Genomic DNA, 18,706 nt, shown 5'->3' with positions numbered 1-18,706 from the left:
GCAGCTCCACTCCTTTTACACTTGAAGATCGTCGTCCAGAATAAAGTCGAAATCCTCGACGTCCACCGTCTCCACCGGCACTCCGCCATTAATGACACGGTCGATAAAATCCAGCTGGTCGGTTAGCAGCACCGCCTTCTCCCGGATCCCCGCCATAATCAGCTCGGTCTCAATCGGATCGAACAGCTCGCCATACGCCTCGTTGTCAATACTGTTCACGATACAAAGCGTAACATTATCGTTAATCGGCAGCGGCGGACTTTTGCCCCAGGGCATGGTGAGCGCTTTCTCGATTTTTTTCTTATTGAACGGTTCCTCAAAGAACTGAATGAGCTCGGTAATCAAGGTTTTGACGAACCCGTCATCTTCTTCGTCCATCATAATCGGCACCGTACTCGTTTGCAATTCATATAATTCTTGTATCGTCGTATACGGAATTACGTACGTGACCGGCTTCGCGGGCAACATCAGCTGTCCGTGCACCGCCAGCATCACGGCTTCAATAATAAACGTCTTGCTCATGTCAATCCCCCCATGTACCAACTTACTCTGCATTATTTCGCTGCTAAGGAAGGGAAACCCTTCTTTCCGGCTAAGCTGAAAAAGAAACAAAACCGTCAGCTCGCAGGTTCCGTTCCACCTGCCGGGCCGACGGTCCTCCCAAGGCTGCTATAAGCTTCCATCCATCCGATCTCGCTCCTCATAATGCAGTCGTACCGGCTTCTTGGAAAACCGGTTGGCATAAGCCGATGCCACGTAGCAATCCGGCTTGATCACCGGCACCATGCCGACGGATTCGACACGTCTAACCATTTCCTGGACGAATTTGGCCGTCCGGTTCTTGTCCGCATCATCGCCGGCATCGATGTGAATGAACATATCGAAGGTCGCACCTTGATAAAGATGAGGAAGTATTACATTTTCCATATCCTGCCGTTTCGACTCATCAAAAAACATCGCAATCTCTTCACTCAGCGCAGTTTCCATTGAAAGCTTCTCCTTAATGGAATGCATCGCGCGAGGCACGACATATTGACGATAGCATGCCCACGCTCCTCTCCCCATCCGCTGGATAACAACACCCGTGATAAACTTCGTATGACCTGGATGTACCTGACAATCCGTTCCGATAATGAATTTATACGTCGCTGCCGGGTCAAGTCGCATAAAATGCAAAATGCGCTCATGCACCGTGTCCAGGTTAAGCCCACTTTCCGTCGTGTTCCTGAATTCCAGAGGTTGGTCCATCGTCGCTGGTTTCAAAGATAGGCGCTCCCTTTCTCTATAGAGTCAATGGATGAGCAAGAGGCGGATGCAAAGGCTGCACCCGCCTCTTTCTATAGTATATGGCAAACCTGCGCTGATCGAACCATCAAGTTAGCGTAAAACCGATCCGCCGTATAAAAAACGATTCTCCCACTGCTTCCCTGCAATCGTATCGATGCGCACGCCGCCGGATTCCACCGAGTACGTATGCAGCATTTCGCCGTTCCCCAAGTAGATGCCGACATGCGTGATCGGCTCCTTCAGAATGTTCACTCCATCATAATCAGACGGTTTTGCACCTTTGTAAGCCGAGAAGAACAGCAGGTCCCCGCGCTTCAGCTTCGTCCAATCTGTGACGATCGGCCCCAGTGATTGCACATACGTGCCTTGCGCCGCCGAGTCGCCGGGCAGCACATACCGCAGCCCTTGCCAGAACATCGTTTGAACCAAATCGGAGCAATCGAATGTCGTTGGATCGTTGCGCTGGGAACCGTACTCGTACGGTGTGCCTAGATATCGCTGGCCTACGGCAATTACCGCTTCAATCGCATCTGCAACCGGCAAATTCGGCATCGCGATAGAGAAGTCAACCGCCGTATACTTCGAACTTGTGCTGATGTAGCCTACAGTGCCGTTTGCGTCCTGAATTTTATACCAGCTATCGTTCAATTTATCCGTGATCAGGATGTCTTCCCCTTTGGCAAGCATCCGAATGACTCTGGAGGAACTGTCGGTAGCAGGCTGGGTCCGAAAGTTAACGCCATAAATGACTTGGGCGTTACTGATCACTTTTATGTATTTCGCGTTCGTGGATACATAGCCTTGCACCCCTTGTGCATCCTTCACGCCATACCAACTGGCAGACACGTAGTCCGTAATCGTGACGATTTCATTCGCTTTCAAAAGCCGCATCACATTGCTCGATGTATTCGGCTCATCCCGGAAACTGACGCCAGCCACAATCTGCCCTTTCGTTGTTACCGCCTCCTCCGCATAGCCGCCTTGCGGCAGCAAGCCGACGATCGTTAGCAGAACAACTGCACAAATCAGAACCCATTTTTTCATGTTTTGCCTCCCTTGATGATGGCTTTTTTCGCAATCAGTGAATAGTAATTTTTTCTTTCGTAACCTAATTATAGATTGCGGGGGTTGGAGGCGAATATAGGTGAAAGGAACGGATTCTTGGACAAGCGTACACGGCGTTCAGCCTATTGACGCGGCGTCATTTTTTTCCAGTCAATTCACCTCCGGTTTACGGTCTGCCTGCCAATAGAGGCTTAGCCTCGGATCGTTTCTCAGCTTCACATTGCACAGCTTCATTTCGCGTTCATCCAGGTGAAGCAGCTCCCAAGATGACGCATCTACAACCCCTTTGGCCTGCAAAAAAGCTGCCGCATCCCGTTCAGCCTCCTGAGCTTCGGCCCAAAACTTCACCCCATAATAAGCGAGTTCATAATGGTTGACCAGCATAGTCGTATAGATTTGCTTCGTTTCTTTATGCTGCAGCACGTAAGGCATCTAGACACTCTCCCTTCAAGTGAAAGGCACATCCACCGAGGGGGTGAATGTGCCGCTGATGTTATAAATACGGATTCTCGTGCTTCGCTTTCAATCGGTTCCAACGACGCTCGACTTCCGTCTCGAACGCCTGCAGTGAACCGGCATACTCCGGCTTTGTCAGATGCTTCGTTTTGCCCATCGTCTTGAGCCAATCGGAAAGCGGAATCTTCTTGCCCTTGTCCTCCGGATTGTAGGTCAACGTCGTCACCCCGTGCTCGACTTCGTAGAGCGGGAAGAAGCAGGAGTCCACCGCCGCGCCGACGATATTAGAGCCTTCCTGGTCGTCCGACAGCCAGTTGAGCGGACAAGCGATCAGAATCTTGCCGTACACGAGCCCTTCATTCTGAGCGTACCACTGCGCCTTGGCAGCCTTTTTCACGAGATCTTGCGGGTACGCTTCCGAGCCTGTGAAGACGTACGGAATATGCGTCGCCGCCATAATTTGCGCGGTGTCTTTGTGATGAAACACTTTGCCGCCCTGGTGCTTCCCGACGTTGGACGTCGACGTGCGGTGGCCCATCGGTGTCGAGTAGGACAACTGTGCGCCGGTGTTCATGTAACCTTCATTATCGTACTCGAGGATAATCATTTTGTGATTCCGCAGCGCAGCCCCGATCGCCGGGCCCATGCCGATATCCATGCCGCCGTCGCCAGTAATCATGACGAAGGTAAAATCGTCCTTGAGGCCGAGATGGTCAAGCTCGCCTCTGCGCTTGCGCTCCCAGAACATTTCTACGACGCCGGAGAGCGTCGCTGCGCCGTTCTGGAACAGGTTATGAATGTACGTCGCTTTATGCGCCGAGTACGGATAACCGGTTGTCACAACCATCGCGCAGCCGGTGTGGAAGATCGAGACGATGTCGCCCTCGATGCCTTTGAAGAACAGCTCCAGCCCGGAGAAAATGCCGCAGCCCGGACATGCGCCATGCCCTGGCGCAATGCGCTTCGGCTTCTTCGTCAAGGAGCGAAGCGGCGGGATCCGCACGTTGAGCTTGCCGGTGTTCTCATCCGGCGTCACCGTAATGAGGCCTGTTTTCAAGTCCTCATATTTCATCGGTTCGAGCACCCGCTTCGGCGCCTTGGCCGGATCGCCCGGCGTGTGCCCGTAGTAATCGAACGGCACCTCCACCTTGCCCGCGTTCATCGCATCGATCGCGAACTGGAACAGGTTATGCCCGTCCTCGGCATAAAAGTCTTTGCCGCCGAGGCCATAGATGCGGCTGATAACGAGCGTGTCTTTGTTCCCATGGGTGAACAAAGCCGCTTTGATCTCGTTGACCATGTTGCCGCCATGGCCGCCATACGAATCGGCGCGGTCGCCGACCGTGACCGCCTTCACATTTGCCAGCGCAGCCGCAATTTGCTTCGCCGGGAAAGGACGGATCATGTTTGGCGCGATCGATCCGGCTTTAATGCCTTTCGCGCGGAGCTGGTCGACGACGTCCTTGATGATTTCGGAAGCCGAATTCATCAAGAACACCGCGACATCCGCGTCTTCCATACGATACAGCTCGAGGATCGGGTACTCGCGTCCGGTGAGTTCCGCGTATTCCTTCTGAATACGATCGTAAACTTCTTCTGCGTTGTACATCGCCATCGACTGCTGATAACAGTTATTAATGTAGTCCGGTTCATTCATATAAGGGCCGACGGTAATCGGATGATTTCGATCAAGCGTATCCGGGAACCCTTGCGGCTGCTCGCCGATGAACGCGTGCACATCCTCGCGATGTGCAAACGTTTGCACGCGCCGCTTCTGGTGGGACGTAAAGTAACCGTCCGACGCGACGAGCACCGGCAATCGAACGGCCGGATCTTCCGCTAACTTGATTGCCATAATATTCATATCATAAACAGCTTGCGGATCGCGGCACATGATGATAGGCCATCCTGTATTGAGTGCGTAGTAGAGATCGGAATGGTCGCCGTGAATGTTGAGCGGGCCGGACACCGACCGGCAAACCAGATTCATCACCATCGGGAAACGCGTACCGGATTGCACCGGCATTTGTTCAAGCATGTATAGATAACCATTGGCGCTCGTCGCGTTGAACACGCGGCCGCCTGCCGTCGATGCGCCATAGCAGATTCCGGCCGAGCCGTGCTCGCCGTCTGCGGGAATGAGAACGATATCGTGTTGTCCATTCGTTTTCATCAAATCCAAGAATTGCGCCACCTCGGTGGACGGCGAAATCGGAAAGTAGCCCATCACATGATAGTTAATTTGATGAGCGGCATAGGCAGCCATCTCGTTGCCTGACTCATAGACGATACGCTGCTCGATTTTGGCTTGTCCTAATTCCTTCTTAATATCAATAGACATGCGGCAGTTCCACCCTTCTCCCTTAATTACTCTCTAAGCTTACAAAGCCAGATTGAATCGGTGAGGCATGCGATTGGCGTCAGCATAACCGTCTTCTTCCCGTTCCTGGGAAAGCGCTTCGGTCGGACAAGCCTGTACACATTTGAGGCAACCTTTACAATATTGATAGTCAATGCCTTGAAGGAACATTTGCGGGCGGCCCTTCTTATCCGGAAGCTCATCCCATACAAAACAAAAATCCGGGCACACATTATCGCAGGACGCGCAGTGTATGCATTTATCTTCATGGAAATGCGGCATCATCCCCGCACGGGAAATACTCAAATCTTTTAAAATGCTGTTGCCGGGATTGACCACCATGCCCCCGAGCGGTTGCGTTTCATAACCGAGTACTGGCGTATCGAGACGGACGAAGTCCGGCATCTTCTCGCCTTCCGGCAGCGCGTACGTCTGGAACTGCACTTCGTTGTAGCCACGGTCAAACGTGCGAATCGCCGGGGCTACCGCCAGCGGATACTTCTTCTCGAGCGACTTGCGGATAACGCCTCGCATCGCTTCCGCGTCAAGAAAATCACAAAGCCGAAATAGTGCCCCAAGCATGGCCATATTTACGCGATTTTTCTCTTCGAGCGCAATTGCGATCGCATCGACCACCGCGATGGTGCCGCCCCGCAGCTTCATTTTTTCCTTAAGCTCGTCTGGTGTCTTCGCTGAATTTACTAATACGGTACTATCCTCATAGATGCCACTGATAACATTTACAGTCTTCGAAAGCGATTCATGAAAAACTCCAACGACATGCGGCCTTTCCACTGGCGAAGTGTCCCGGATCTGCGTATCCATATCGCAAAAACGGATGTGCGCTTTGACAGGCGATCCTTTCTTCTCCGACCCATAGGACGAAAAGCTGACACCATTCAAACCAACGCCAACGACACCGGCTTCCGCCAGCATCTTCCCGGCCAGATTCGCACCCAAACCGCCGATGGACTCCAGTCTTATCTCGAAAAATCCGAGATCGTTCAATTTCGGCAAAGTTACCATGCATGGTCTCCTTTCAGAAGTGAACTGCATTTAGAGTGAAAAGTATGAATAGTAAATCTATTTTCATTGTAACAAGAAATAGCGGGTAAGCAACCTTTTTTTAGCCTAACAGAAGTATATCCTCGACGTGGCTCTAAGGCATCAGTAAATGCACCGTCCTCGAAGGACGGCGAAGCCGTTTAACTTTGCAACCGTTTACAGCAAATAGTCCATGATTAATCCACACTGTCCTAAATAGAAACTGGCAGATTCTCGCTCCTCCTGCGCTTCCTCCTCGGTCCCCCCACACTCCTCGCATACGTCTACATAATCGTTTTCAATCGGGTTAAATACAATTCCGCACACATGTGAGCAGCTCCGCATCGCACATCTCTCCCTGGTTTCGGATAGCCATATTGTAAACGTTTGCACAACGTGTTTTTTTCTATTATACGCGGTGGCTCTCCGATTGACCAGAAGACTTTATCAAATCTTTAGCATAATAAAACGCCGATTTCTCTTGATTCGATGAAATTCCATGAGATAATGTAGAAATCATAGGATTTTTGTCGAATTGTGGAAAGGATGGTACCTCTTGCTTTACTCCATCATTGGCAGCGAACTGCAAGGTTTGCTGTATTTCATGAGCGCAGCGCTCCTGCATCTTGTGCTTGCTCCCCATTTCATCAATCAAACGCTTCGATTAAAGCTGTTGTTTGGCACTATTTTACTCCTCTTCAGCTTGCTCTATTGGAACTTTGCCGGTTCAGATCCCTTCGTCTATTCGCTGCAAATGCTTCCCGTCTCCATCATTATGGTTTCGTTGACGCTGGGACCTTTGCGCACGTTTATGACATGGGTCGCTTTAAATGCAGGTTGCTTGTACGTACTGGGCGACCAGTTCGTTCCAGCGCTGCTTAGTTCGAGCTTCTTACTCCTTTGCGCGGTATTATTGCATAAGCGGCTGACCAAACTCTCTTTCCCTTATAAAATTAGCTATGCCACTTGCATCATGTTCATCTATCAGCTCTTGTACGCGCCATTTTCGGCCTACCTGACATCCTATGCATCCTTGTACGTGCAATATACCATCATCTTTGCCATACTCTCACTATGGATCATGGTCGCTTTGCTCGAAAGTGTACACAGATATAAGGTTCAGCGGGAGCAGCTTCTCGAGCTTGAAAGAAACCGCATGCTGGTGGAATCTACTGCCACGATCTCGCATGAAATCCGCAACTCCCTAACGACAACACGCGGTTTTTTGCAACTGCTGGCTCAACCTGAGCTTACCTTTGAAAAGAAGAAATATGCAGAACATGCCATTTCCGGTGTCGAGCAAGCCGCTTCGCTATTGGAAGAGTTTCTCACCTACGCCAAGCCGTCCACCTCTCTCCGGGAGCAACTCGATATTCGCGAAGAGCTTGAATCCACCGTCCGGTTCATGATGCCTTATGCGAACGATGCCAATGTGAGCATCGATATTTCACATGAGTATGATGCCCCGCTTTATATTCTCGGCGAATCCCAGAAGCTGCGGCAATGTTTAATTAACCTCATTAAGAATGCGATCGAATCCATGCCCACAGGCGGGACGCTCTCCCTGCGAACGCTCAAATATGCGAATACCGTGCAAATCTCCATCATGGACACAGGCATCGGCATGTCGAATAAACAACTGAAATCGCTAGGCAAGCCATTTTATACCACCAAGGAAAACGGAACTGGTCTCGGCCTCGTCATTGTCATGAGTATCATCCGGAAGATGAACGGCAAAATTTCGTTCTCCAGCTCCCTGAACCACGGTACCAATTGTTCCATTTTGTTTCAGCTGAAATAACAAAGAAGGACAAGCCACTAGGGCTTGCCCTTCATTATTCCTACGCCAATCGATGCTCACGCACAATATGATCGAGCAACCGTCTGCAGCTCTCCTCAACCATCTCATAAACTTCTTGAAAATTCCCTGTGTAATACGGGTCAGGCACGTCCTTCACACGGCGATTCGGTGCAAAATCCAGCAGCTTGTGAATTGACGCCGTTCCTTGGCCTTTCGGGGCAAATGCCGATAAATTCCGTACGTTGCTCTCATCCATCGCTATGATATAAGTGAATGACGTGAAGTCATCGCTGCATACCTGCCTAGCCTTCATTCCTGCATAGCTGATCGCATACTGATCCAGAATGGCGCGTGTCCCCTGGTGAGGGGGATGGCCAATATGCCAATCGCCCGTCCCTGCCGAGTCGATCTCAATCCGCTGCTCCAGCCCGGCGGCCTGAACCTGATGGCGAAACACGGCTTCCGCCATCGGTGATCGGCAAATATTCCCCAGACACACGAATAAAACCTTAATCATATCGTACCAAACACGAGCATTTTTTCTTTCAAAGAAAGCGGTCTAGCCGGGATATCCAGCACGATTCTTCCTTCGGAAACGCCCCAGATCCGTGTGGCGAAGCGTTCCGCGAGCTCGACATTATGCAGCGTAGCAATGACGCTCATATTGCGATCCTTACACAACGATTTCAAATCCTGTAAAATATATTCGGTCGACTTCGGATCCAGTCCAGAAACCGGCTCATCGGCGACCAGCACCTTAGGTCCGAGAATCAGCGCTTTCGCTATCGCCACGCGCTGACGCTCCCCGCCGCTGAGTTCACCGACTTTCCGCTCTCCTTTATCCAAAAGTCCGACTTTTTCGAGGTAGTCCATACTATCCACATGCTCGTCACGCGAGGTAAGCCCGGCAAGGATACGCAGCGGGGCTTTATAAATCTTGCCGCTGAGCACATTCTTGACAGCGCTTTTATTTCGATTGAGCACCGGCTTCTCTTCAAGATACGCGAAGTCTCTGCCCAGTTTGAAGCGTTCCCAGAGATTGGGCTTCGTAATATCCTTCGACTGGTAGATCAATTGACCCGTTGTCCATTTTTCTTGGTGGCTAATGCAGCGCAGCAAGGTCGTTTTCCCGCTTCCGCTGCTGCCGATGACGGCGATGAACTCTCCTGGATCGACTTGAAAGCTGATTTGTGACAGTACCCCAATATCCGGCGGGAAAACTTTACTTAAATTACGAACGGTCAGCATCCCAACTCTCCTTCACGTAAGCTACTCTAGGGAGCTTTCCGGGATTAGCAGTACTTATTCCGGAAAAATCTCCTTAGCTTGCAAAAAACCGCCGCTCAGATCAAGTGCTAGGGCCTGCGCTGAGGGCGATTTGGCTGTCTTCTGCTTGATTCTAGTCGCAAGAACTGGGAGCTTCCGTCGCTCCGGCTTCTACATTAATTTTCTCAGAAATCGTATCGCGTACAACCGACATGACGAGTTGAAGCAAGTAATTAATGTCCTCTTGCGTCTGTTTGAACTCGCTGACAATCGGAATTTCATCCAATTGATCTTGCAGCTGCTCGATTTCACCTTCGATTTTTTTAACCATCTTCTCATTTTGGAACGTTTCGAAAGCAACAATCTCTTTCTGCTTCTTCTTAATCGAGGAGATCAGCGTTTGAATCTCTGTGTTGGAAGCAATCTGCTTCTCCGCCTTTTGATAAAATTGTACCTCGTTCGAAGTCGTCAGCAGATTCGCCAGTTCTTTCGCTTTCGCCAGAATGTCCTCGCGTACGATCATTTCCGTATTCGTAAACTCCGGAACATCGTATTTATGAGGTTGGTTATCATTATGGTCATGATCACAATGGGACATATAGGGACACACTCCTGTTCAATTAAATAGACAACTGTATGGGCTGCGCAACGATTTCACCTTTTAAGATCCACGTTTGCGCGTGAGTAACTTGCACATTCACCATTTTCCCGACGAGAGACTTATCGCCTGTAAAATGAATCAGCTTATTCGACCGCGTACGACCGGCCAATACATCCGCGTTCGTCCGGCTCTCGCCTTCGACCAGCACCTCAACTACCGTATTCAGCAAGCGCTCATTGCTCAACTTACTGTGTTTGTTCACTAGCTCATTGAGGCGGTACAAACGGTGCTTCTTCTCTTCCATCGAGACATTGTCTTCCATGTCTGCCGCAGGCGTTCCTTCGCGTGGAGAATAGATGAACGTGAAGGCGAAATCAAAGCCAACTTCATCGTAAAGCGAAAGCGTATCCTCGAACTGTTCTGCCGTTTCGCCCGGGAACCCGACGATAATATCGGTTGTCAACACTGCGTTCGGAACTGCAGCTTTGATCTTGCGAACAAGCTCCAAATATTGCTCGCGCGAATACTTTCTGCTCATCCGCTTCAGCACTTCGGTATTGCCGGCTTGCACAGGAAGGTGAATATGCTCGACGAGATTGCCGCCTTTGCCCAGCACTTCGATCAGGTGATCGTCAAAATCGCGCGGATGTGAAGTTGTAAAGCGAATGCGCGGTACGTCGATCTTCCGGATATCATCCATCAAATCGCCGAACGTATAGGCTATATCTTCAAAGTCTTTGCCGTAAGCATTGACGTTTTGTCCAAGCAGCGTAATCTCTTGAAAACCTTGCCGCGCCAGCTCCCGCACCTCCGCGAGAACGTCCTGCGGCCTGCGGCTGCGTTCTTTCCCACGGGTATACGGAACGATACAGTACGTACAGAACTTATCGCAACCGTACATAATATTGACCCAAGCGCGGATGCCTTCGCGTTTCTTAGGCAGATTCTCAATAATGTCGCCTTCCTTCGACCACACCTCAACGACCATTTCCTTGTTGAAGTACGCGTCCTTGAGGAGCACAGGGAGGCGATGAATATTATGGGTCCCAAAAATGATATCGACAAACGGATGCTTCTGCATAATCCGGTTAACGACCGCTTCCTCCTGGGACATGCAGCCGCATACCCCCAGAACCAGATCAGGCTTCTCCGCTTTCAACGCCTTGAGGTGACCAAGCTCGCCAAACACTTTGTCCTCTGCATTTTCACGAATCGCACATGTATTTAAAAGAATCACATCGGCCACATGCTTATCTTCCGTCGAACGGTAGCCCATCTGCTCGAACAGGCCGCGCATGACTTCCGTATCGTGCTCATTCATTTGGCAGCCATACGTAGCAATGAGATAATACTTGCCTTGGCCGAATTCCTGCATATCATCCGGAATTGCAAAATCGTAAAGGACCTGAACGTCCTCTTTCCCTCGCTGTTTCTCATCGCGATAGCTTGGTGCGGCATTGATCTGAATATTGCGCCCTTTTATGCGATAAGTCGACTTGCCGTCTTCTTGACTAATCAATTTTGCATCGGAGAAGTCAAAGTATTTGGAGTAGTCCTTCACCTTGTCGGATTTTAAGTCCGATGTATTCCGGTTCTCATGTGACATGTTGAATTCACTTCCCTTTTATTTCAATCTAGTTCATCCTACAGTTGATAATCCAATACAACATTATAACATAGTTAAGCGGGATATATCCATCATGCCATTTTATTGGAAAGCGATGATTGGTCTCTTAATAGCACCGAGATATGCTCGGCATTCTGCGGCTTGCTGAACAAATAGCCCTGCGCTTCATTGCACTGCTTCTCCACTAGAAACGCCAGTTGATCCTGTGTTTCAACACCTTCTGCAATCACTTTGAGATCCAGATTATGCGCCATCGAAATAATCGTATGAACAAGTGCGGCATCCTTAACATTTTCAAACATATTACGTGTAAACGATTGATCGATTTTCAAGCTGTCAATGGGAAACAATTTTAAATAGCTAAGTGAAGAATAGCCGGTTCCAAAATCGTCGATGGATAAAAAGATCCCCATACCCTTTAACTTTTGCATTGTGGAAATGGCAAATTTGGAATCTTGGATGATGCTTTCCGTCAACTCAAGCTCCAGATACTTCGCATCGAGTCCCGTCTCCTTCAACGTCTGGCTTACGACTTCAATTAAGTTGCTCTGCTGGAACTGACGGGACGAGATGTTGACCGCCATGCGAATCGGTGGAAAGCCGAGTTCCTGCCACTCTTTATTTTGGCGGCACGCCTCTTTCAATACCCACTCCCCGATCGGGATAATTAACCCGGTTTCTTCAGCCATCGGGATAAACTCAACTGGCGATATTTGTCCAAGCTCTGGATGCTGCCAACGAATGAGCGCCTCGACACCAATAATGCCGCCGGTTGCCACATTGATCTGCGGCTGATAATACACTTGGAATTCTCCCCGTTCCAATGCCTTGCGCAGCCCGATTTCCAGCTGCATTTTCTTAGAGACGGCATCGTTCATATCCGGCGTATAGAATTGGAAACTATTTTTGCCAAGTTCTTTCACTCGATACATCGCGGTATCCGCGTTTTTAATCAGAGTGTCCAGATCGTTGCCGTCTCCCGGGTACATGCTGATGCCGACGGACGGTGTAACAAACAGCTCGTTATCGTCAATGGAAAAAGATTGCGCGAAGGCTCGAACAATGGTACGCGCTTTTTTCGTAATCTCGTCTGACGTAGTGTTGGGAAACAAAATGATAAATTCATCCCCGCCTTGGCGTGAGACAGTTTCAAATTTACTGACACAATCTTGAAAACGTTTGGCGGCCTCGATTAATAATTTATCCCCTGTTGCATGACCCAAGGAATCGTTAATATATTTGAACCGATCCAAATCGATAAACATGATGCCGATCATCTGCTTATTTTCTTGCGCCTGATCCAAGGCATGAATTAAACGGTCATTCAGCAAATGGCGATTAGGGAGTCCAGTCAATGGGTCAAGATAGACCATTTGATTAATTTTCTCTTCCGCCTGTTTGCGCTCCGTGATGTCACGCATAATACAGCTAAAATACGTTTTTCCTTCATCTGTCCAGAGGCCGATTGAGAGCTCGATCGGGATTATTGCTTTATCTTTGCGAATCCCTTGCACTTCACAGGTTTTCCCTATCAACTGGGCGGATTTCAAGCGCATGGAAATCAGCTCCTCCTGTTCCCCTTGATCGCCAAAAGAAATAATCGTCAGGAGACTTTTTCCCATAATGCTGGATTCCTCATAGCCAAAAATGGCATGCACCCCTTTATTCCACGAAATGATGGTACCGTGATTGTCCGTCAAAATGATCGCATCGTTTGCGGATTCCACAACGGCGCGAAACTTACGCTCCGACATCAGCGATTGGGTTTCAAATCGGCGATCGATAAAGGTGCTGATGAAAGCCACTCCTAATATAAATAATACACCGAAGCCAACTAAATACGCCAAAAGGGTATTGTTGATCGTGCTCACCGCCATGGCTTCATGACCATGCTGACGAAATGTAGCCGCGGACATGCCTGTATAATGCATGCCGACGACAGCAAGACCCATCACAACAGCGCTGCCGAGTTTTTTCACAAAAATGCCTGGTGAATCCGACTGCTGCTTCACTTTATACAATAAATAAAGTGCCGCCAGGGATACGACATAAGCGACAATCACGGAAAGCACCCACAGAAACGGATTATAAGTAAGCGTTGCGCCCATCACCATTGCGTCCATGCCGACATAATGCATTGAGACAATGCCCGTTGCAATCAACGTTGCACCCACGAACACTTGTGATACGCGCATCGTCGGCTTGCTGATTAAATGCAGAGCCAGCCACGAAGCCAAAATCGCCGGGATTATCGATTTGATTACAATAGCTATGTCGTACGTGACAGGGATCGACAAATGAAAGGCGAGCATCGCAATAAAATGCATCGACCAGATGCCCATCCCCATGGCAAAAGCGCCTCCGGACACCCATAGGTACCGTGCGTAGCCCTTGGCACGATGGATCCGAATCCCCAGGTCAAGCGCAGCGAACGATGCGACAATCGCGATCAGGATCGAAAAAAGTACCAAAGGTAAATAATATGTACTTGCTAGTGTGTCCATCAGGCAATCTCCTTTCATGACGCGAATATTGTCGTAAATTGGATGGTTTTGGCCTTATTCTATCACGAATGCCTCAAAATTGCTAAAAAACTATTTTCATAGAAATCCCTGCGCGGCACGTAAAAAAGCACCTCATCATCGCATGCGAATTTGAGATGCTTCTCGTAACCCGATAGTTAATGCCCTTAATTATCTATTTCAGCAATTCCGCTTGATCCCCGGTTCTAACTCCTGCCGCATTGCCTTCATCCGTATCGATATGAAAGTCAAGCGTAAATTGATCGGATACCCGTGCAATGACGTCTTCAAACACCAATGGTCTTTCGCCGGAGACTTTCACACGAAGCAGCTGCTTGTCCTGAATATCCCAGCGCTCGGCATCGGACGTATGGAAGTGAATATGTCTTGCCGGGACAATCACTCCTTTGTCCAGTTCGACTTCACCTTTAGGCCCAATGACCCGAAGGCCCGGCGTATCGGCTATATTGCCGGATTCCCTTACCGGAGGTTGGATCCCCAAAGCAAAGGCATCCGTGCGCGAAACTTCGATTTGCGTGTTAGGCCGCACTGGACCGAGTATCCTCACTTTATCAAAACGGCCTTTCGGGCCTACGATGGCTACTGTTTCATTAGCCGCATACTGTCCCGGCTGCGATAACGGCTTGAATACAGTCAACTCGGCGCCTTTTCCAAATAATTGCTCCACATGTTCTGCTGTAAGATGAATATGTCTTGCCGAAACCCCGATTGGAATCAACATCAAAGCGATCATCCTTCCTTCAACTCTTCATCTTCGGTCTAGCCGCTAAAGAAAAAGGCATACGGAATTCTCCATATGCCTTGTTTATATGTGCAATTAGATAAATTCTTTTAGCATTTTACTGAAGTCCGCTTCAGAAATTTTCAGATCTTGATTGGCAATACCCACTTCAGAGAAGTTTGGAACGGAAGATTCATAGCTCTTCTTATCTTTGTTTTCGTAGATGATGCCTGTCAGCATGGAGTTCGTTTCCATGATTTTCGTCATCGCCATTACGCGGTTCGTTGGATCGTAATCAGGGATTTCATCCAAGTCAACGATGTTCTCTTTGAACCAGTCGTACGTGTTTACCTTGTTGAACGTTACACAAGGAGAGAATACGTTAATCAAGGAGAAACCTTTATGGTTCAGACCCGCTTCAATAACCGCCGTCAATTGTTTTAGGTTACTTGAGAACGATTGCGCTACGAATGTCGCACCTGCCGCCATTGCAACTTCCAACGGGGAAATTGCAGATTCGATTGTTCCTTGCGGCGTGCTTTTCGTTTTGAAGCCTTCTGCACTACGTGGAGATGCTTGGCCTTTTGTCAAACCGTAGATTTGGTTATCCATAACAATGTACGTGATATCGATGTTACGACGAATCGCGTGAACCGTGTGCCCCATACCGATCGCGAAGCCGTCACCGTCACCGCCGGATGCGATAACTGTCAATTCACGGTTCGCCATTTTCACGCCTTGTGCGATTGGCAGAGATCTTCCGTGAATACCGTGGAAACCGTACGCGTTGATGTAACCGGAAATACGACCGGAGCAACCGATACCGGAAACGATCGCCAAGCCCTCAGGCTCCAGACCAACATTTGCTGCTGCTCTTTGAATCGCCGCTTGTACGGAGAAGTCTCCGCATCCTGGACACCAGTTCGGCTTCACATTGTTGCGAAAATCTTTTAACGTTGCCATGCTAGGGTCAACTCCTTAATTTTTTGTTCGATTTCTGCTGGCAAGAACGGATTGCCGTTGTACTTCAGCATGTTCTTGATTTTATCTGCATGACCGACATGCAGTTTAATTTGATCAGCGAGTTGACCTGTTGCATTGTTTTCGACAACGATAACTGTCTTCGCTTTCTCAACATATGGTCTCAATTGTTCAGCCGGGAACGGGTGAATCAAGCGAACAGTCGCATGGTTGGTTGTGATGCCTTGTGCGGCAACGCGACTTCTAGCTTCATCAATTGTACCGCCAGTGGAACCCATGCCAATAATCAAAATATCTGGGTTTTCGTTCGGAGCATCCACTTTAATCGCATCCGTTACTTGGATGTGCTTCAGCTTCTCAAGACGTTTATCCATCATTTTTTGACGGTTCTCCGTGCTCTCGGACGGACGGCCTGTTTGGTCGTGCTCAACGCCTGTTACGTGGTGCAAACCGTGCTTCACGCCCGGAATTACGCGCGGCGAAATACCGTTAGCAGTAAATTCGTAACGTTTGAACAGTTGATTAGCTTCCAGCTCAGGCGCTTCTGTCACCAGGGCGCCGCGGTCGATCACGATGCGGTTGTAGTCCAGCATTTCTGCGGATTGTTTACCCAAGGAAAGTTGAAGATCCGTCATCAAAATAACCGGGCATTGGTATTTCTCAGCCAAGTTGAACGCTTCAATCGTATCGTAGAAGCACTCTTCGATCGTGCTTGGGGAAAGAACGATTTTCGGAATCTCACCGTGCGTTCCGTATACCATTGCGTTCAAGTCGGATTGCTCTTGCTTCGTTGGAAGACCTGTACTTGGACCGCCGCGCTGCGTATCCACGATAACAACCGGCGTTTCTGTCATACCGGCAAGCCCGATTGCCTCCATCATCAAGGAAAGACCAGGACCCGCGGAAGCTGTCAATGCACGAGCGCCTGCATAGTTAGCGCCGATTGCCATTGTGCAAGCAGCAATTTCATCTTCGGTTTGAATAACTGTGCCACCAAATTTAGGAAGAGCTTTGATCAAGTACTCCATAACCTCGGAGGCAGGCGTAATCGGATAAGCAGGCATGAAACGGCAACCTGCAGCTACAGCTCCAAGCGCGATCGCATCGTTACCGATCATAAACAGTTTTTGTTTACCGTCAGCCGGTTCCAATTGGAAGTCGGCGATCGGTCCGCCAGCAAGCTCCAATACGGATTCAGCGCCTTTACGGACAGCCTCGATGTTTTTCTCAACAACTGCTGCGCCTTTACGGCCGAATTCTTCTTCTACTGCTTTATTAAACACGTCAAGCGGCAAACCAAGCAAAGCCCAAGAAGCGCCTGACGCAGCCATGTTCTTAAATAGGGAAGTGCCTAATTCCTCTGCAATAGCCGTAATCGGCACAGGAAATAGTCTAGCTTTAATACCTTCCGGCAATACCGGGTTAAATTTAGCATCTGCAACGATGACACCATTGTCACGAAGCTCGTGTGCATTGAAATCGATACTTTCTTGGTCGAAAGCTACCAGAATGTCCAAATCATCTGAAATTGCGCGAATCGGTTTGGTGCTGATGCGAATCTTGTTATTTGTATGCCCCCCCTTAATCCGCGAAGAGAAATGACGGTACCCATACAAATAATAACCGAGACGGTTCAATGCAGTAGAGAAAATACGGTCTGTTGATTCGACCCCTTCCCCCTGCTGACCTCCGATTTTCCAAGATAACTGACTAATCACCGTACGTCCACTCCTTTTGATTGTAGCTGCATGAAGACACTTGAACTACACCATTCCTTTAGTAAGTAAAGAAGATCAATAAAAATTTCCTTTCACCATCACACAAATTCTATGCCTTCGCCAACTAAAATGCAAGTGTTTTCAACCATTTCAAAGATAGCTTTTTTAGATTGTATCCATATCAAAGTTAGATTGATCGGGATTTTTGCATCTCGGTAGGTTAGCGACCATAAAACGGCGCCAATTTCCGTACAAAAACGCTTCAACTTGGGTCTCCGTATAGCTTTTGCTTAACGCTTCCCGAATATTTGCGTAATCGCCGGTATGCCGAAGATTTACCATCCACTGCTCAATCCCGTCAAAGTCGGAGCCAAAGCCTATATGCTTCTCTCCTCCGAGTGCACACACATGATCGATGTGATTCAGCAACGCGGAAATCGGGACATGTTCTTTCCCACTTTCCACAAAATATGGTACGAATGTGAGACCCATCATTCCTTTACATGTGATGATAGCTTTGATCTGATCATCCGATAAATTTCTTGGATGAGCGCAATGGGCCTGCGCATTGGAATGCGAAGCGATGAAAGGCTTTGGATATACGTTCGTCAGCTCCCAAAAAGCAGCGACAGAGAGATGAGATACATCGACTATTATACCCAAAGATTCTAATTCTTTTAACATCCCTCTTCCTTTTCTTGTGAATCCGCCGTTTCGCGGCTCCATGACGCCATCAGCCGCCCAATTCGCATAGTTCCACGTCAGTCCGATCGCTCTTACGCCCAGCTCGTGCAGCAGCCGGATATATGCCAAATTGCCCCCTAGCGCATCCAACCCTTCCAAGGTTAGAATGGCCCCGATCTTGGAGGACGCCTCTACCTTCAGCCAATCTTCGGACGTACGAATGATCTGCATCTGCGGGTGACGCCCGATTTTTCGATTAAAGACATCTATCATATGTAAAATATGATCAAAGCCCGAGTTGCGAATCGACTCTGATACATACATGGCAAACAACTGAACTTTCACACCCGCTTGGCGTAGTCTCGGAAAGCAGACGTCTAGTTCCTCCTGCTCTCTATCAAAATCCAACCTCTCATTGAGTGCTAACTTGGTCAGCGCATCACAGTGAGCATCCACGATTCTCATCTACCCCGCCTCCTTATCGATGTCCAAACAACACAAAAACCTCTATAACAGAGGTTTCATTTGCGTGTGTATACGATTCAATCTTTTG

At 49.0% G+C, this 18,706-nt stretch carries 16 protein-coding genes; 1 reads left to right on the top strand and 15 read right to left on the bottom strand.

What is annotated here, in order from left to right:
* Positions 1-15 precede the first annotated feature (15 nt).
* From EJQ19_RS21225 to EJQ19_RS21200, 6 genes are all read right to left on the bottom strand, one after another.
* The gene (locus EJQ19_RS21225; protein ID WP_126143246.1) at positions 16-522 is read right to left on the bottom strand and encodes an ADP-heptose synthase; all 507 of its coding nucleotides are present in this window, start codon (positions 520-522) and stop codon (positions 16-18) included.
* A gap of 147 nt (positions 523-669) precedes the next feature.
* Entirely contained in the window at positions 670-1,263 is a 594-nt protein-coding gene (locus EJQ19_RS21220; protein WP_241243022.1) for a ribonuclease H-like YkuK family protein, read from the bottom strand.
* A 114-nt stretch (positions 1,264-1,377) separates the two neighbouring features.
* A complete protein-coding gene (locus tag EJQ19_RS21215) occupies positions 1,378-2,331 on the bottom strand; it encodes a C40 family peptidase (protein WP_126143245.1) in 954 nt (317 codons plus the stop codon).
* A 171-nt stretch (positions 2,332-2,502) separates the two neighbouring features.
* Positions 2,503-2,784: a hypothetical protein gene (locus EJQ19_RS21210; RefSeq protein WP_126143244.1), complete on the bottom strand. Its 282-nt coding sequence runs from the start codon at positions 2,782-2,784 to the stop codon at positions 2,503-2,505.
* 61 nt (positions 2,785-2,845) lie between these two features.
* Complete coding sequence (locus tag EJQ19_RS21205; protein ID WP_126143243.1) at positions 2,846-5,149, bottom strand: thiamine pyrophosphate-dependent enzyme; 2,304 nt, start codon at positions 5,147-5,149, stop codon at positions 2,846-2,848.
* Positions 5,150-5,188: 39 nt separating this feature from the next.
* Positions 5,189-6,193 carry a 2-oxoacid:acceptor oxidoreductase family protein gene (locus EJQ19_RS21200; RefSeq protein WP_126143242.1) on the bottom strand — a complete coding sequence of 335 codons (1,005 nt, stop codon included), beginning with the start codon at positions 6,191-6,193 and terminating at the stop codon, positions 5,189-5,191.
* A gap of 574 nt (positions 6,194-6,767) precedes the next feature.
* Between EJQ19_RS21200 and EJQ19_RS21195 the strand changes: the two genes are divergently transcribed.
* Positions 6,768-8,012: a sensor histidine kinase gene (locus tag EJQ19_RS21195; RefSeq protein ID WP_126143241.1), complete on the top strand. Its 1,245-nt coding sequence runs from the start codon at positions 6,768-6,770 to the stop codon at positions 8,010-8,012.
* A 40-nt stretch (positions 8,013-8,052) separates the two neighbouring features.
* Here EJQ19_RS21195 and EJQ19_RS21190 read toward each other — a convergent pair whose 3' ends face one another.
* The 9 genes from EJQ19_RS21190 to EJQ19_RS21150 form a co-directional block, all read right to left on the bottom strand.
* Positions 8,053-8,529, bottom strand: a complete 477-nt coding sequence (locus EJQ19_RS21190) for a low molecular weight protein-tyrosine-phosphatase (protein ID WP_126143240.1) — start codon at positions 8,527-8,529, stop codon at positions 8,053-8,055.
* A complete protein-coding gene (locus EJQ19_RS21185; RefSeq protein ID WP_126143239.1) occupies positions 8,526-9,260 on the bottom strand; it encodes a phosphonate ABC transporter ATP-binding protein in 735 nt (244 codons plus the stop codon). Before EJQ19_RS21185 ends, EJQ19_RS21190 begins: the two co-directional genes overlap by 4 nt.
* Positions 9,261-9,411: 151 nt before the next feature.
* On the bottom strand, positions 9,412-9,876 hold the full coding sequence (locus EJQ19_RS21180; protein ID WP_126143238.1) for a YlbF/YmcA family competence regulator: 465 nt from the start codon (positions 9,874-9,876) through the stop codon (positions 9,412-9,414).
* A 22-nt stretch (positions 9,877-9,898) separates the two neighbouring features.
* Complete coding sequence (miaB, locus tag EJQ19_RS21175; RefSeq protein ID WP_126143237.1) at positions 9,899-11,485, bottom strand: tRNA (N6-isopentenyl adenosine(37)-C2)-methylthiotransferase MiaB; 1,587 nt, start codon at positions 11,483-11,485, stop codon at positions 9,899-9,901.
* 92 nt (positions 11,486-11,577) lie between these two features.
* Positions 11,578-14,010 carry a bifunctional diguanylate cyclase/phosphodiesterase gene (locus EJQ19_RS21170; RefSeq protein WP_241243021.1) on the bottom strand — a complete coding sequence of 811 codons (2,433 nt, stop codon included), beginning with the start codon at positions 14,008-14,010 and terminating at the stop codon, positions 11,578-11,580.
* A 193-nt stretch (positions 14,011-14,203) separates the two neighbouring features.
* The gene (pduL, locus tag EJQ19_RS21165) at positions 14,204-14,782 is read right to left on the bottom strand and encodes a phosphate propanoyltransferase (RefSeq protein ID WP_126143235.1); all 579 of its coding nucleotides are present in this window, start codon (positions 14,780-14,782) and stop codon (positions 14,204-14,206) included.
* A gap of 84 nt (positions 14,783-14,866) precedes the next feature.
* Positions 14,867-15,733 (bottom strand): 2-oxoacid:ferredoxin oxidoreductase subunit beta, encoded by an 867-nt coding sequence (locus tag EJQ19_RS21160; protein WP_126143234.1) that lies wholly within the window; start codon positions 15,731-15,733, stop codon positions 14,867-14,869.
* On the bottom strand, positions 15,721-17,469 hold the full coding sequence (locus tag EJQ19_RS21155) for a 2-oxoacid:acceptor oxidoreductase subunit alpha (protein WP_126143233.1): 1,749 nt from the start codon (positions 17,467-17,469) through the stop codon (positions 15,721-15,723). Before EJQ19_RS21155 ends, EJQ19_RS21160 begins: the two co-directional genes overlap by 13 nt.
* A gap of 165 nt (positions 17,470-17,634) precedes the next feature.
* The gene (locus EJQ19_RS21150) at positions 17,635-18,618 is read right to left on the bottom strand and encodes a dipeptidase (RefSeq protein ID WP_126143232.1); all 984 of its coding nucleotides are present in this window, start codon (positions 18,616-18,618) and stop codon (positions 17,635-17,637) included.
* Between the last annotated feature and the right edge of the window lie 88 nt (positions 18,619-18,706).

The sequence above is a fragment of the Paenibacillus whitsoniae genome (assembly GCF_003955665.1).
Lineage (GTDB): Bacteria > Bacillota > Bacilli > Paenibacillales > NBRC-103111 > Paenibacillus_E > Paenibacillus_E whitsoniae.
This window is presented reverse-complemented; position numbering and strand designations above follow the sequence as displayed.

What these genes read in the sequence shown, in the direction of transcription:
- EJQ19_RS21215 (WP_126143245.1), bottom strand. Translation starts at nt 2,331, where the DNA reads ATGAAAAAATGGGTTCTGATTTGTGCAGTTGTTCTGCTAACGATCGTC.
- EJQ19_RS21170 (WP_241243021.1), bottom strand. Translation starts at nt 14,010, where the DNA reads ATGGACACACTAGCAAGTACATATTATTTACCTTTGGTACTTTTTTCG.
- pduL (WP_126143235.1), bottom strand. Translation starts at nt 14,782, where the DNA reads ATGATCGCTTTGATGTTGATTCCAATCGGGGTTTCGGCAAGACATATT.
- EJQ19_RS21225 (WP_126143246.1), bottom strand. Translation starts at nt 522, where the DNA reads ATGAGCAAGACGTTTATTATTGAAGCCGTGATGCTGGCGGTGCACGGA.
- EJQ19_RS21160 (WP_126143234.1), bottom strand. Translation starts at nt 15,733, where the DNA reads ATGGCAACGTTAAAAGATTTTCGCAACAATGTGAAGCCGAACTGGTGT.
- EJQ19_RS21210 (WP_126143244.1), bottom strand. Translation starts at nt 2,784, where the DNA reads ATGCCTTACGTGCTGCAGCATAAAGAAACGAAGCAAATCTATACGACT.
- EJQ19_RS21180 (WP_126143238.1), bottom strand. Translation starts at nt 9,876, where the DNA reads ATGTCCCATTGTGATCATGACCATAATGATAACCAACCTCATAAATAC.
- miaB (WP_126143237.1), bottom strand. Translation starts at nt 11,485, where the DNA reads ATGTCACATGAGAACCGGAATACATCGGACTTAAAATCCGACAAGGTG.
- EJQ19_RS21185 (WP_126143239.1), bottom strand. Translation starts at nt 9,260, where the DNA reads ATGCTGACCGTTCGTAATTTAAGTAAAGTTTTCCCGCCGGATATTGGG.
- EJQ19_RS21150 (WP_126143232.1), bottom strand. Translation starts at nt 18,618, where the DNA reads ATGAGAATCGTGGATGCTCACTGTGATGCGCTGACCAAGTTAGCACTC.
- EJQ19_RS21205 (WP_126143243.1), bottom strand. Translation starts at nt 5,149, where the DNA reads ATGTCTATTGATATTAAGAAGGAATTAGGACAAGCCAAAATCGAGCAG.
- EJQ19_RS21200 (WP_126143242.1), bottom strand. Translation starts at nt 6,193, where the DNA reads ATGGTAACTTTGCCGAAATTGAACGATCTCGGATTTTTCGAGATAAGA.
- EJQ19_RS21190 (WP_126143240.1), bottom strand. Translation starts at nt 8,529, where the DNA reads ATGATTAAGGTTTTATTCGTGTGTCTGGGGAATATTTGCCGATCACCG.